Here is a 14,617-nt window from a genome sequence, read left to right as displayed (position 1 = left end):
AAATTGCCGCCACTATACGGAAAGCTTAATCTTTCGTCGACTGGCGGCAGGGTAAAGATAAAGAAATTTTTTAATATTGCTGGCAACTCCACTTCACGCGGAAGGTTTACTCTCGGGCTCGTCAGCCGGATCGCCGGTATGCTTGCCCTCTTCCGTGCCCTGCCAGCCGTGGCGCTGGATCAGCGACAGGTGGTTACGGTCCTCGTTAATGATTTCCGTCAGCATCGCGCTGGTGCGTTTAAACACTGCCGCGCGCTCGGTAGCCGTACTGCCCGCCATCGCCGCCATCTCTTCAACCATATCGGTATTAAAGCGACGGAACAGGTCCGCCCGTTCGCGCGCTTCGTACGCGCCAAGCCCCAGGTTTTCCAGCGCCATACGGCCAGACTTCAGCGCACCTTCGAACGTTTCACGCTCCGGTGCGTCTACGCCCGCCTGTCGCAGCCTGATGTAGTGATCCACATCGCGCGCGCGGGAGATAATGGTCAGTGCCGGGAAATGCTCTTTAACCAGTTCCACCATCTGCATGCTGGTCTCCGGATCGTCAATGGCGTTAATCAATACCTCGGCTTTTGCCGCCCCGGCGGATTCCAGCAGATCGACGCGGGTGGCATCCCCGTAAAACACCTTCATATCAAATTTACGCAGAGTATCGACATGGTCGGGATCGTGATCGAGGATGACCATCTTCACGCCGCTGGAGAGTAATAAACGCCCGACGATCTGCCCGTAGCGACCAAATCCGGCGATGATGACGCGCGGCTGCTCCTCGTCAATCTCATCGGCTTCGCGCTCCTGCTCGCTGTCCGATTTTTCCAGACGCGTCAGCACCACCAGCAGCACAGGCGTCGCCGCCATCGACAGTGCGACCGCCAGCGTCAGCGCTTTCGCCCACTCGGGATCGAGCACGTTTGCCATCTGCGCGGCGCCAAAGACCACGAACGCAAATTCACTCCCCTGCCCCAGCAGCACGGCAAACCAGCGGCGCTGCCTGGTCGGCACGTTTAATGGACGCGCAATCAGCCACAGCATCACCATTTTAATGATCAGGAAGCCGACGAGCAGGATGACGATCCGCAGCGGGTGCGTCACCAGCGTGCCGAAGTCGACGGACATCCCCACACCAATGAAAAACAGCCCCAGCAGCAACCCTTTGAACGGCTCGATATCGCTTTCCAGCGCGTGACGGTATTCAGAACTCGCCAGCAGAACGCCTGCGAGGAACGCCCCCATCGCCATCGACAGCCCGGCCTCTTCCAGCAGCAGACCGAAGCCAAACACCAGGAACAGCGCCACGGCGCTGAACACTTCGCGCAGGCCCGAGCGGGCAACAAACCGCAGCAGCGGACGGGTGACGTAGCGACCAAGCAGCACCACCAGCGCCAGCGCGCCCGCCACCTTCAGTGCCGACAGCGCGAAAGCGCCCAGCGTGGTAGAGGAACCGCTGGCCGCCAGCAGCGGGATCATCGCCACCAGCGGGATAGCGGCAATATCCTGGAACAGCAGCACCGAGAACGCGCTACGTCCCATCTGGGATACCGTCAGATTTCGTTCGTTCATCGCCTGCATGGCAATGGCCGTTGAGGAGAGCGCCAGGGTCATGCCGATGAGCTCTGCCACTTTCCAGTCCATGCCCAGCAGGATGCAGAACCCGCCCAGCAGTAGGCCGCAGGCCACCATCTGCAGTGCCCCACCGCCAAATACCGATGCGCGAAGCTTCCACAACCGCTGCGGGTCGAGCTCCAGGCCAATCACAAAGAGCATCAGCACCACGCCGATTTCAGCGAAATGAAGGATCGCCTCTGCATCCGTCACCAGTCGAAAGCCCCACGGTCCAATGACGCAGCCCGCAATCAGGTAGCCGAGAACAGAGCCCAGCCCCAGGCGTACCGCCACGGGCACAATCAGCGCCGCTGCGCCAAGGTATATCAGCGCCTGTATCAGCGTATGGCTATCCATGGTGCGCCTCCTGCCACTCAAGTAAGCGTTGTTTATAATGGCGAGCCTGCGCCTGCAGCGTTTCATCGTCGCAGACAAACGTGCAGTGCATCGCAAACGGCGGGAGCCAGTTCAGACCGCAATACAGCGCAGTCGCCTGCAGCGGCTGTGCCAGGACGTCAAAACCCGGGAAGGAACCGATATCAAAGTGGCTTTCCCCGCCGCCGGTGGTGACCGCCCACATCAGGCTTTTCCCTTTTAGCGCATTGCCGTTGTGGCCATACGCCCAGCCGTGGGAGAAGACTTTATCAATCCACAGCTTCAGGAGCGGGGGCGTGCTATACCACTGCATGGGATGCTGCCAGATAATCAGATCGGCACGGGAAAGCGCCTCCTGTTCGGCGGCGATATCGATATTAAAATCGGGATAGAGTTGATAGAGGGAACGTATCTCTACGTTATCAAGCGTCCTTACCTGCTCAAGCATCCGCTTATTCGCATGCGAGTGCTGCGGATAAGGATGGGCATAAATTATCAGAATCATTGATTAGCCTGTTGTTACTGCTTTCTTTTAACAAAAGAGTGTAGTCAGTAATTCAACAGGCTAATAGTGAATATTATTGACGGGCTTACGTCAGAATTCTGAATTAGTTATCCAGCTCGCCCATCGATTTCACCTGGTCACGGTTGATCTGCTCGGTTTGACCGGTTTCGGCGTTTTTGTACGACACCAGACCGGTATCGTCATCCACCTGCGGTTTTCCGTCGGTAACAATGGTTTTGCCATCGGTGGTTTTTACGGCCTGATTGGACGAACAGCCCGCAACGGTAAACATTGTCGTGGCAGCCAGAACGGAAGCGATCAGTAATTTATTTTGCATGGTGTTTTCCCCTGCTCTCAGTTGAATTTCGTTATCGACCTAATGATTTTAGGCTAACTGACTGAAAGCGGATGAAAAACCAGAAGGTTCTGAAGATGGGGAGAATGCCCGGCAGCCGAACGGCACCGGGCATTTTTACTTACTTGCTAATCTGCGCGTGCATTTCCTGCACTGAAATCACCTTCTCGGTAGCATCCGCGTTCAGCGCCATGGCCGTTGCGAAACCGCCGTTCAGGGTGGTGTCGTAGTGCACTTTGTACTGCAGCGCGCTGCGGCGAATCAGCTTGGAGTCTTCGATCGCCTGGCGGCCTGCGGTGGTGTTGATGATGTAGGTGTATTCGCCATTCTTGATACGATCCTGAATGTGCGGACGACCTTCATGCACCTTGTTCACCAGACGCGGGTTGATGCCGGCTTCGCCCAGCACAATCGCCGTACCGTGGGTTGCATCCAGCTCGAAGCCCTGTTTCAGCAGCTTGGCGGCCAGGTCAACCACGCGCTCTTTGTCGCCTTCACGAACGGAGAGCAGCGCACGGCCTGATTTTCTCATGGTGGAGCTACTGCCCAGCTGTGCCTTCGCGAACGCTTCAGCGAAGGTGCGGCCTACGCCCATCACTTCCCCGGTAGAGCGCATTTCTGGCCCTAACAGCGGGTCAACGCCCGGGAATTTGTTGAACGGCAGCACCACTTCTTTCACCGAGTAGTACGGTGGAATGATCTCTTTGGTCACGCCCTGCTGCGCCAGCGTCTGGCCCGCCATCACGCGCGCCGCCACTTTCGCCAGCGGTACGCCGGTGGCTTTGGAGACGAACGGTACGGTACGTGCCGCACGCGGGTTCACTTCAATCAGGTAGACTTCGTTGTCTTTCACCGCGAACTGGACGTTCATCAGACCGCGAACCTGCAGCTCGAAGGCCAGCTTCTGCACCTGCTGGCGCATCACGTCCTGAATCTCCTGACTCAGCGTGTAGGCTGGCAGAGAACAGGCTGAGTCACCGGAGTGTACGCCTGCCTGCTCGATGTGCTCCATGATGCCGCCAATCAGCACCATTTCGCCGTCGCAGATGGCGTCCACGTCCACTTCAACCGCGTCGTCGAGGAAGCGGTCGAGCAGCACTGGCGCATCGTTGGACACGCTTACCGCGGTCTGGAAGTAGCGGCGCAGGTCGGCTTCGTCATACACGATTTCCATCGCGCGGCCGCCCAGTACGTACGAAGGACGCACCACCAGCGGGTAGCCAATCTCTTTCGCCTTCTCAACGGCCATCTCAATGGCGGTGACGGTGGCGTTCGCCGGCTGTTTCAGCTTCAGACGGTCAACCGCCTGCTGGAAACGCTCACGGTCTTCCGCACGGTCAATCGCATCCGGGCTGGTACCAATAACCGGCACGCCTGCAGCTTCCAGCGCGCGCGCCAGCTTCAGCGGGGTCTGGCCGCCGTACTGCACGATAACGCCTTTTGGCTTCTCGATGCGCACGATTTCCAGCACGTCTTCCAGGGTTACCGGCTCGAAGTAGAGGCGGTCAGAGGTGTCGTAGTCGGTCGATACGGTTTCCGGGTTACAGTTGACCATGATGGTCTCGTAACCGTCTTCACGCAGCGCCAGGGAGGCGTGCACGCAGCAGTAGTCGAACTCAATACCCTGGCCGATACGGTTTGGACCGCCGCCCAGCACCATAATCTTGTCGCGGTCGACGGACGGGTTCGCTTCGCACTCGTCTTCATAGGTGGAGTACATGTAGGCGGTGTCGGTCGAGAATTCTGCCGCGCAGGTGTCCACGCGCTTGTAGACCGGGTGCAGGTCATACTGGTCGCGCAGCTTGCGGATTTCCGCTTCACGCACGCCCGCCAGCTTAGCCAGACGCGCATCGGCGAAGCCTTTACGCTTCAGCACGCGCAGGAAGTCAGCGTCCAGGCCGGTGATGCCCAGCTCAGCCACCTGCTCTTCCAGACGCACCAGCTCTTCAATCTGCACCAGGAACCAGCGGTCGATGTTGGTCAGGTTGAACACGCCGTCGACGGACAGCCCCGCACGGAAGGCATCGGCGATGTACCAGATACGCTCTGCGCCCGCGTCCTTCAGCTCGCGGCGGATTTTCGTCAGCGCTTCCGGGTCGTCCAGGCTCACTTTCGGGTCGAAGCCGGTCGCGCCCACTTCGAGACCGCGCAGCGCTTTCTGCAGGGATTCCTGCTGCGTGCGGCCAATCGCCATCACTTCACCGACAGATTTCATCTGGGTGGTCAGACGGTCGTTCGCGCCTGCAAATTTCTCGAAGTTGAAGCGTGGAATTTTGGTGACAACGTAGTCGATGGACGGCTCGAAGGACGCAGGGGTGCGGCCACCGGTGATGTCGTTCATCAGCTCGTCGAGGGTGTAGCCCACCGCCAGTTTCGCCGCCACTTTCGCAATCGGGAAGCCGGTCGCTTTAGAGGCCAGCGCGGAGGAACGGGACACGCGCGGGTTCATTTCGATAACAATCAGACGGCCGGTTTTCGGGTTAACGGAGAACTGCACGTTAGAACCGCCGGTTTCCACGCCGATTTCACGCAGTACCGCCATCGAGGCGTTACGCATGATTTGATACTCTTTGTCGGTCAGGGTCTGAGCTGGCGCAACGGTGATGGAGTCACCGGTGTGGATACCCATCGCATCGAAGTTTTCGATAGAGCAGACGATGATGCAGTTGTCGTTTTTATCACGCACCACTTCCATCTCGTACTCTTTCCAGCCAATCAGCGATTCATCAATCAGCAGCTCTTTGGTTGGGGAGAGATCCAGACCGCGTTCGCAAATCTCTTCGAACTCTTCGCGGTTGTAGGCGATGCCGCCGCCGGTGCCGCCCATGGTGAACGATGGACGGATGATGCACGGATAGCCCACGTCAGCCGCAACGGCCAGCGCTTCTTCCATATTGTGTGCGATACCGGAGCGCGCGGTGTCGAGGCCGATTTTCTTCATCGCCACGTCGAAGCGGCGACGGTCTTCTGCTTTATCAATCGCGTCGGCGGTCGCACCAATCATGGTCACGCCGAACTCGGCCAGCACGCCCTGACGCTCCAGCTCCAGCGCACAGTTCAGCGCCGTCTGGCCGCCCATGGTTGGCAGCACCGCGTCCGGACGCTCTTTCTCGATGATTTTACGCACCACTTCCCAGTGAATCGGCTCGATGTAGGTTGCATCAGCCATTTCCGGGTCGGTCATGATGGTTGCCGGGTTGGAGTTCACCAGGATAACGCGGTAACCCTCTTCGCGCAGGGCTTTACACGCCTGCGCGCCGGAGTAGTCGAATTCACAGGCCTGGCCGATCACGATCGGGCCAGCGCCAAGGATCAGGATGCTTTTTATGTCTGTACGTTTTGGCATTGTCTTCTCGGCTCCTGATTATTTAGCGGTCTTACGGTATTGCTCGATAAGTTCGATGAAGTGATCGAACAGCGGCGCGGCGTCGTGTGGGCCCGGGCTGGCTTCCGGGTGGCCCTGGAAGCTGAACGCTGGCTTATCGGTACGGTGGATGCCCTGCAGGGTGCCATCGAACAGCGACTTGTGGGTCACGCGCAGGTTAGCCGGCATTGAGGCTTCATCGACGGCAAAGCCGTGGTTCTGCGCGGTGATCATCACCGTGTTGTTATCGATGTCTTTCACCGGGTGGTTACCACCGTGGTGGCCGAACTTCATCTTAACGGTGTTCGCACCGCTCGCCAGGGCCAGCAGCTGATGGCCGAGACAGATGCCGAATACCGGGATGTCGGTTTCCAGGAAGGACTTAATGGCGGCGATAGCGTAATCGCACGGCGCCGGGTCGCCAGGGCCGTTGGACAGGAAAATACCGTCCGGATTCATCTTCAGCACGTCTTCGGCAGACGTTTGTGCCGGCACCACCGTCAGGCGGCAGCCGCGGTCAACCAGCATGCGCAGGATGTTGCGCTTGGCGCCGAAATCGTAGGCCACCACGTGGAACGGCAGCTCGCTCTCTTTTTTCGCTTCCGGCAGGTCGCCTGAAAGCGTCCAGCTCCCCTGAGTCCAGCTGTAGGCTTCAGCGGTAGTCACTTCTTTCGCCAGGTCCATGCCGTTCAGGCCCGGGAAGGCTTTCGCTTTTTCCAGCGCCAGCGTCGCATCGAGGTTATCACCCGCGATAATGCAGCCGTTCTGTGCACCCTTCTCGCGCAGCAGACGCGTTAACTTACGGGTATCGATATCGGCAATCGCCACGATGTTATGGCGCTTCAGGTAAGAAGAGAGGTCTTCGGTATTGCGGAAATTGCTGGCAATCAGCGGCAGGTCGCGAATGACCAGGCCTTGCGCATGTACCTGAGAAGATTCTTCGTCAGCAGCATTGGTGCCGACATTGCCGATATGAGGATAAGTAAGAGTAACGATTTGGCGAGAATAGGAAGGATCAGTGAGGATTTCTTGATAACCGGTCATTGAAGTATTGAAAACGACTTCCCCAACCGCCGAACCCGTTGCCCCTATGGCCCGACCGATAAACTGGGTTCCGTCTTCCAGAACCAATAGCGCTGACTTAATCAAAACACCCTCCAGAGAATATTCACTCACTTTATTTGCATATTAATTCATAACCATGTCATGGATCAATGCAAATGTGTTGCCAGCGGATTTTTGGCAAACGGCGGCATTCTGGGGATTTGGTGGGTAAAAGTCAACTTAAAACGGATATTTTGTTTAGTCTTTTGCAGGCCTGGCGAGAGGAATGAGGCTTAAGCGACAAAAAGATCAGGTAAATCACTGCGGAAAACGCTTGCGCGCTTGGTTTAATAAAAAATCAGCGGATGGAGCATCATAAAGTGGACCAAATGGTCAAAATTTACATTTCAGCAACGTTAAAACGCAGCAATAGATAGTTTTTTATAGGCCTATAGCCTGATTCACATTGAAACAGTCAAAAATAAAAGGGCAATAAAATATTGCCCTATGCAATCAAACAATTACGACTGCAATAACCACATCACGATGGGTAATAATGCTTACAAATTGTTGAGATCAAGCACATCTCGCATATCAAAAAGGCCATCTTTTTTATTTTTCAGCCACAAAGCGGAGCGTACGGCGCCGTTAGCAAATGTCATTCGGCTGGAGGCTTTATGCGTAATCTCGACACGTTCACCAATATCGGCGAACATCGCCGTGTGTTCGCCGACAATGTCACCCGCTCGCACGGTGGCGAAACCAATGGTGCCCGGTACGCGTTCGCCGGTGTGACCTTCGCGGGTATAGACCGCGCACTCTTTTAAATCTTTATCGAGTGCATGCGCAATCGCTTCGCCCATCGCCAGCGCCGTACCTGATGGCGCATCAACTTTGTAACGGTGGTGAGCTTCTACGATCTCAATATCGGTATAGTTGCCCATCACCTTCGCGGCCTTCTCCAGCAGCTTCAGCATGACGTTAACGCCCACGCTGAAGTTTGCGGCGAAGACAATCGCAATCTCTTTTGATGCATCCTGGATAGCCTGCTTACCCGCGTCGTCAAAACCGGTGGTGCCGATCACCATCCCCTTGCCGTGCTGACGGCAAAACGCCAGATGCGTGAGCGTCCCTTCCGGGCGGGTAAAATCGATGAAGACATCGAAGTCCTCTTTTACCGCCTCCAGGCTGCTTTGCACGGTAACGCCCGTGTGGCCTGCGCCCGCCAGCTCACCGGCATCGGTCCCCAGAAGTGAAGAACCTTCACGCTCCAGGGCCGCGCCAAGCGCGACGCCATCCATCTGAAGAGCCGCCTGAATAAGCTGACGGCCCATACGTCCACCCGCGCCCGCAATGGCGACACGGATCTGTGCATCATGCATAGTTATTCTCTTACGTTAAAATGATGTAAACCGTTTTCAGATTAACCAGCCTTGAGAAGCACTGCCAACTGAAAACACCGATAATTAGAATTTAACGTGAAACCGACTTAAATATCAGTAAAAGACATGATTTTGTCGTCACGATAAAGTAACGGTTAAAAAAAAGGCCAGCACAGGAGGTGCTGGCCTTTCATCAGAAAAGGGACTATTCTACTTCGCGGGCATCAATGCGCAGTTCTTTCGGGACTTCGAAAACGATGTTCTCCTCACGTCCTTCCAGCGGCACCGCTTCGCCACCGCCCAGCTCCTGCAAACGGGAAATGACGTTCTGAACCAGAATATCTGGCGCAGACGCCCCGGCCGTCACGCCGACACAGGCCGCATGCTTAACCCACGCTTCCTGAATATCCGACGCGTCATCAATCAGGAACGCTGCCTTCCCCATGCGCTGCGCCAGTTCGGCCAGGCGATTGGAGTTAGACGAGTTTTTGGAGCCGACCACCAGCACCACATCCGCCTGTTCAGCCAGTGCGCGCACCGCTTCCTGACGGTTAGTGGTCGCATAGCAGATATCATCTTTACGCGGACCGACGATTTTCGGGAAGCGCTGACGCAGGGCGTCAATCACGTCTGAGGTATCGTCTACGGAGAGCGTCGTCTGGGTCATAAACGACAGACGGGCTTCATTTTTCACGTTCAGCGTCAGGACATCTTCAGGCGACTCAACCAGATACATCCCCCCTTCCGGGTTGCTGTACTGGCCCATGGTGCCTTCAACTTCCGGATGACCGGCATGGCCAATCAGAATCGACTCTTCACCACGACGGCTGGCGCGCGCCACTTCCATATGCACCTTGGTCACCAGTGGACAGGTGGCATCGAATACGGTCAGATCGCGGCTTTTCGCTTCGTTACGTACCGCCTGGGAGACGCCGTGCGCGGAGAAGATCAGGATCGCACCGTCCGGCACTTCGCTGATCTGCTCGATAAATATGGCGCCGCGCTCGCGCAGGCTGTCAACCACGTAGCGGTTATGCACCACTTCGTGACGTACATAAATCGGCGCGCCGTAAATCTCCAGCGCGTTTTCAACAATGCTGATAGCGCGGTCTACACCGGCGCAAAAGCCGCGCGGGTTAGCCAACAGGATCTGCATTTCAGGCCTCCAGTGCAGGATCGATTTCCAGCACTTCAACATCAAAATGAACGGTACGCCCGGCAAGCGGATGGTTGAAATCAACGGTAATCGAATCGCCGTTGATTTCGCGGATCACGCCAGGCATTTCGCTGCCGTCCATAGCGGTAAAGAGCATAATCGCCCCGATTTCCGGTTCGCCCGCGTCCATGAACTCACGGCGCGAGAAATACTGGATCAGATCGGGACTTGGCACGCCAAACGCGGCATCCGGCTCCAGCGAAAAGGCTTTTTTCTCACCCTCTTTCAGACCGAGAAGCTGCTGCTCAAGACCTTCAGACAGGGAAGTATCGCCAAGACGAAACAGGGCCGGTTTGCCGTTATTGCGGGTGGATTCGGCCGTGGAGCCGTCATCCAGCTTCAGCGTGAAGTGAACGAGAACCGCGCTGTTGCTCTGTACGGATTTAGACATGCAAATTGCTCGCTTGTTTTGCCCGGTGGCGCTGCGCTTGCCGGGCCTACATTAACCGTAGGCCGGGTAAGCGCAGCGCCCCCCGGCTGGTTTTTACGCCTGCTCTTTCGCGGCGGGTTTCGGCAAGAAGCCTTCCAGCACGATTAACGCCGCACCGATGCAAATAGCGCTATCGGCGAGGTTAAAGGTCGCGAAGTGCCAGTCGCCGACGTAGAAGTCGATCATATCGACCACAAAACCGTGCCACAGGCGGTCAAACAGGTTGCCCAGCGCGCCGCCAATGATCAGCGCGTAGGCGATGTTATTCAGCTTTTGCGTGGCCTTCGAGCGGTACATCAGCACCGCCAGGATCACGCAGATACCGAGAGCGATACCCGCAAAGAACCAGCGCTGCCAGCCACCGCTATCGGCAAGGAAACTGAACGCTGCGCCGTAGTTACGTGCGTAGTGCAGGTTAAGTGACGGGAACAGCGGAACCGTCTCCCCCAGAGCAAAATTCTGGAGGATCAGGAACTTGCTGCCCAGATCGATAATCAGCACCACCACAACCAGCCACAGCCAGCGCAGTCCTGTTGAACAGAGAGTTTTACTCATCAGGCAAACTTACGTTTTTCGCCGTCACCGGCGACGTTGCTTACACAGCGTCCGCAGATGTCTGCGTGTTCCGCCACCTGACCGACATCGGTGGTGTAATGCCAGCAGCGCGGGCATTTCTCACCGTCGGCTTTGCTCAGCGCGACTTTCAGTCCTTTGAGCAGTTCGCTCTGCTGAGCATCAGCAGAAGCCTCGGCATAATCCGCAACTTTCGCACCGGAGGTCAACAGGACAAATCGTAATTCATCGCCCAGCGCCGTCAGCTTCGCCGCCAGCTCCGGTTCAGCGTACAGCGTGACTGCTGCTTCCAGAGAGCCGCCGACTTTCTTGTCTGCACGCGCCTGCTCGATAACCTTGTTCACTTCGCCACGCACTTTCAGCAGCTCGTCCCAGAAGGCATCGTTCATCGCTTCGGTGCTGGAGAGGTCGAACAGATCTTCGTACCACTCGCCGGTGAAGACATACTTCTCACGATCGCCCGGCAGGTAACCCCAGATTTCATCCGCGGTGAAGGACATGATCGGCGCCATCCAGCGTACCAGCGCTTCTGCGATATGGAACAGCGCGGTCTGGCAGCTACGACGCGCCACGCTATCCGCTTTCGCGGTGTACTGGCGGTCTTTGATGATGTCGAGGTAGAACGAGCCCATCTCAATGGAGCAGAAGCGCATCAGGCGCTGCACAACTTCATGGAAGTCATAAGACTCATAGGCCTTCAGGATATCTTCCTGCGCCGCTTTCGCGCAGCCTACCGCCCAGCGGTCCAGCACGACCATCTCTTCCGGTTTCACCATGTCTTTTGCCGGATCGAACCCGTTCAGGTTCGCCAGCAGGAAGCGCGCGGTGTTACGGATACGACGATAGCTGTCGGCAGCGCGTTTCAGGATCTCGTCAGACACCGCCATTTCGCCGGTGTAGTCGGTCGATGCCACCCACAGACGCAGAATGTCTGCGCCCAGTTTGTTCATCACATCCTGCGGAGAAACGGTGTTACCGATAGATTTGGACATCTTACGGCCCTGACCATCCACGGTGAAGCCGTGAGTCAGTACCTGACGGTAAGGCGCTTTACCCTTCATGGCGGTAGAGATCATCAGAGATGACATGAACCAGCCGCGGTGTTGGTCAGACCCTTCCAGATACATATCGGCCGCGTGACCGGCAAACTCCGGACGCACGTCAACCACGGAGGAGTGGGTAGACCCGGAATCGAACCAAACGTCCAGGGTATCCGGCACTTTCTCGTAGTTATCCGCATCAGCGCCCAGGATGTCGCGGGCGTCGAGATCCCACCACGCCTGGATGCCGTCAACTTCGACGCGCTTCGCCACTTCTTCCATCAGTTCCAGGGTGTTCGGGTGCAGCTCATGCGTCTCTTTATGCACGAACAGCGACATCGGCACGCCCCAGGTACGCTGACGGGAGATACACCAGTCAGGACGGTTAGCCACCATGGATTCGATACGCGCCTGGCCCCAGTCAGGGATCCACTGCACGCCTTTGATCTCTTTCAGAGACTGCTCGCGCAGGCCCTTCTGATCCATGCTGACGAACCACTGCGGGGTCGCACGGAAGATGATCGGGGTCTTGTGACGCCAGCAGCACGGATAGCTGTGCTGCATTTTTTCAACGTGCAGCAGCGCGCCGCTGGTACGCAGCATGTCGACGATAATGTCGTTCGCTTTGAAGACGTTGATACCGTCCAGCGCCGGGTAGGTGCCAGGCAGGTAAGAACCATCCGGACCAACCGGGTTAGCGATTTCCAGACCGTACTTCAGGCTGATGTTGTAGTCGTCAGGACCGTGGCCACCGGCGGTATGTACCGCACCGGTACCCGCTTCCAGCGTCACGTGGTCGCCGAGGATAGCCGGAACGTCGAAGTCCAGGAACGGGTGTTTGAAGCGCATCAGCTCCAGGGCGTCACCTTTCACGGTGCCCAGCACGGTGTAGTCAGTGATATGCGCGCGCTTCAGCACGCTCTCAACCAGATCTTTCGCCAGGATAACCGCCTGACCGTCAATCTGCACCAGCGCGTATTCGAACTCACCGGACAGGGAGATCGCACGGTTGGCTGGCAGGGTCCACGGGGTGGTGGTCCAAATCACCAGAGAGATCGGGCCGTTTACCGAGGCGACGCCAAATTTGGCTTTTACCGCATCCTGATCCACCGCGTGGAAGGCCACGTCGATAGACGGAGAGGTTTTGTCGTAATACTCCACTTCCGCTTCTGCCAGCGCAGAACGGCAGTCCACGCACCAGTGCACCGGCTTAGCGCCTTTGTGCAGGTGGCCATTACCGATGATTTTGCCCAGCGCACGGATAATGTTGGCTTCTGTTTTGAAGTCCATGGTCAGGTACGGGTGCGACCAGTCGCCCAGTACACCCAGACGGATGAAGTCAGCACGCTGACCGTCAACCTGCGTGGCTGCGTATTCGCGGCACTTCGCACGGAACTCGGCGGCGGTGAACTTCTCACCTGGCTTGCCGAACTCTTGCTCGACTTTCAGCTCGATTGGCAGACCGTGGCAGTCCCAGCCCGGAACGTAAGGCGAGTCATAGCCCGCGAGTCCTTTGGACTTCACGATAATGTCTTTCAGAATCTTGTTAACCGAGTGACCAATATGAATGCTGCCATTCGCATAGGGAGGGCCATCATGCAGAATGAAGGTTTTTTTGCCTTTTTTGGCTGCACGAATGATGCCGTACAGGCCATCATCGGTCCAACGCGCCAGCATTCCCGGTTCGCGCTTGGCGAGATCGCCGCGCATCGGGAACCCTGTTTCCGGCAAATTCAGGGTTGATTTATAGTCACTCATCAGATTCTCGGTTCCGTATTTATCACGTAGGCAGTTAAGCCGGTTCTAAAGCCCAAAAAACTCGCGGGCCGTCAATTCATCTCGCGCAATTTGCGCTTTGAGTTCATCCAGCGAACCAAATCGCTGCTCATTGCGTATTTTTTTACGCAGTATTACATCTATATGGCGACCATACAGGTCCATTACAACGTCCAGCAGGTGCACTTCTAGCTGTTGACGCACACCGGCGACGGTCGGACGCGTGCCAATATTGGCGACGCCGTAGAACGGCTTATCGCCCAGTCCTGCCACTTCTACCGCATAGACCCCTTTAACCGGGGAAACCTGACGACGCAGCGGTATATTCGCCGTCGGGAAACCTATCGTGCGGCCCAGCGCATCGCCATGGACCACGCGGCCAGAGATGGTGAACGGATGCCCCAGCAGGGTTTCTGCCGTATCCAGTTCATCATCGGCCAGTGCCCGGCGTACCGCCGTGCTGCTGACGCGAACGCCGCCTTCACAGAAGGTCATCGCGCTGGTGACGTCAAAACCGTACTCCAGACCAGCCTTCTGTAATAGCAAGAAATCGCCCTGACGACCAGCGCCAAAGCGGAAATCATCGCCCACGGCAAGAAACTGCACGCCAAGACGCTTAACCAGCAGGTCGCTGACGAAATTTTGTGCTGTCAGCGCGGCAAAGCGGCGATCGAAACGTACGCACAATACGTAGTCCACGCCGGACTCAGCCAGATAGCGCAACTTCTCGCGCAGGCGTGTAAGACGGGCGGGAGATTTATCGCCCGCGAACAGCTCCAGCGGCTGCGGTTCGAAAATCATCACTACAACGGGCAGGCCGCGGGCCTCCCCTTCTTTACGCAATCCCTGCAACAGCGCCTGATGACCACGATGCACGCCGTCGAAATTACCAATGGTCAGCACGCACCCGTGCGGGGCTCTGCTGAGATTATGTATGCCGCGTATCAGCTTCATG

At 57.0% G+C, this 14,617-nt stretch carries 11 protein-coding genes; all 11 read right to left on the bottom strand.

Annotated elements, in window-relative coordinates; all coding sequences use genetic code 11:
* Positions 1-93 precede the first annotated feature (93 nt).
* The 11 genes from kefC to ribF all read right to left on the bottom strand — a co-directional run bounded on the left by kefC (position 94) and on the right by ribF (position 14,616).
* A complete protein-coding gene (gene kefC, locus GXP72_RS03460; RefSeq protein WP_090419102.1) occupies positions 94-1,959 on the bottom strand; it encodes a glutathione-regulated potassium-efflux system protein KefC in 1,866 nt (621 codons plus the stop codon).
* Positions 1,952-2,482, bottom strand: a complete 531-nt coding sequence (gene kefF / locus GXP72_RS03455; protein WP_024907429.1) for a glutathione-regulated potassium-efflux system oxidoreductase KefF — start codon at positions 2,480-2,482, stop codon at positions 1,952-1,954. Before kefF ends, kefC begins: the two co-directional genes overlap by 8 nt.
* A 103-nt stretch (positions 2,483-2,585) precedes the next feature.
* Complete coding sequence (locus tag GXP72_RS03450; RefSeq protein ID WP_023310357.1) at positions 2,586-2,819, bottom strand: YgdI/YgdR family lipoprotein; 234 nt, start codon at positions 2,817-2,819, stop codon at positions 2,586-2,588.
* Positions 2,820-2,958: 139 nt separating this feature from the next.
* Positions 2,959-6,183 (bottom strand): carbamoyl-phosphate synthase large subunit, encoded by a 3,225-nt coding sequence (carB, locus tag GXP72_RS03445; RefSeq protein ID WP_024907428.1) that lies wholly within the window; start codon positions 6,181-6,183, stop codon positions 2,959-2,961.
* 18 nt (positions 6,184-6,201) lie between these two features.
* Positions 6,202-7,350 (bottom strand): glutamine-hydrolyzing carbamoyl-phosphate synthase small subunit, encoded by a 1,149-nt coding sequence (gene carA, locus GXP72_RS03440; RefSeq protein ID WP_024907427.1) that lies wholly within the window; start codon positions 7,348-7,350, stop codon positions 6,202-6,204.
* Positions 7,351-7,805: 455 nt separating this feature from the next.
* Positions 7,806-8,627 carry a 4-hydroxy-tetrahydrodipicolinate reductase gene (gene dapB / locus GXP72_RS03435; RefSeq protein WP_024907426.1) on the bottom strand — a complete coding sequence of 274 codons (822 nt, stop codon included), beginning with the start codon at positions 8,625-8,627 and terminating at the stop codon, positions 7,806-7,808.
* 205 nt (positions 8,628-8,832) lie between these two features.
* Positions 8,833-9,783 carry a 4-hydroxy-3-methylbut-2-enyl diphosphate reductase gene (gene ispH / locus GXP72_RS03430; protein WP_024907425.1) on the bottom strand — a complete coding sequence of 317 codons (951 nt, stop codon included), beginning with the start codon at positions 9,781-9,783 and terminating at the stop codon, positions 8,833-8,835.
* A 1-nt stretch (position 9,784) separates the two neighbouring features.
* Entirely contained in the window at positions 9,785-10,234 is a 450-nt protein-coding gene (gene fkpB / locus GXP72_RS03425) for an FKBP-type peptidyl-prolyl cis-trans isomerase (protein WP_003856450.1), read from the bottom strand.
* 93 nt (positions 10,235-10,327) lie between these two features.
* Complete coding sequence (gene lspA, locus GXP72_RS03420) at positions 10,328-10,828, bottom strand: signal peptidase II (RefSeq protein WP_008502034.1); 501 nt, start codon at positions 10,826-10,828, stop codon at positions 10,328-10,330.
* Entirely contained in the window at positions 10,828-13,644 is a 2,817-nt protein-coding gene (gene ileS / locus GXP72_RS03415; RefSeq protein ID WP_208763504.1) for an isoleucine--tRNA ligase, read from the bottom strand. The genes lspA and ileS overlap by 1 nt, the downstream gene beginning before the upstream one ends.
* 45 nt (positions 13,645-13,689) lie before the next feature.
* The gene (gene ribF / locus GXP72_RS03410) at positions 13,690-14,616 is read right to left on the bottom strand and encodes a bifunctional riboflavin kinase/FAD synthetase (protein ID WP_045907763.1); all 927 of its coding nucleotides are present in this window, start codon (positions 14,614-14,616) and stop codon (positions 13,690-13,692) included.
* Position 14,617 lies beyond the last annotated feature (1 nt).

The organism is Enterobacter sp. SES19, from assembly GCF_011765665.1.
GTDB classification, from domain to species: Bacteria; Pseudomonadota; Gammaproteobacteria; order Enterobacterales; family Enterobacteriaceae; genus Enterobacter; species Enterobacter pseudoroggenkampii.
The sequence above is the reverse complement of the archived record's forward strand: the minus strand, read 5'-3'. Positions and strand labels throughout refer to the sequence as shown.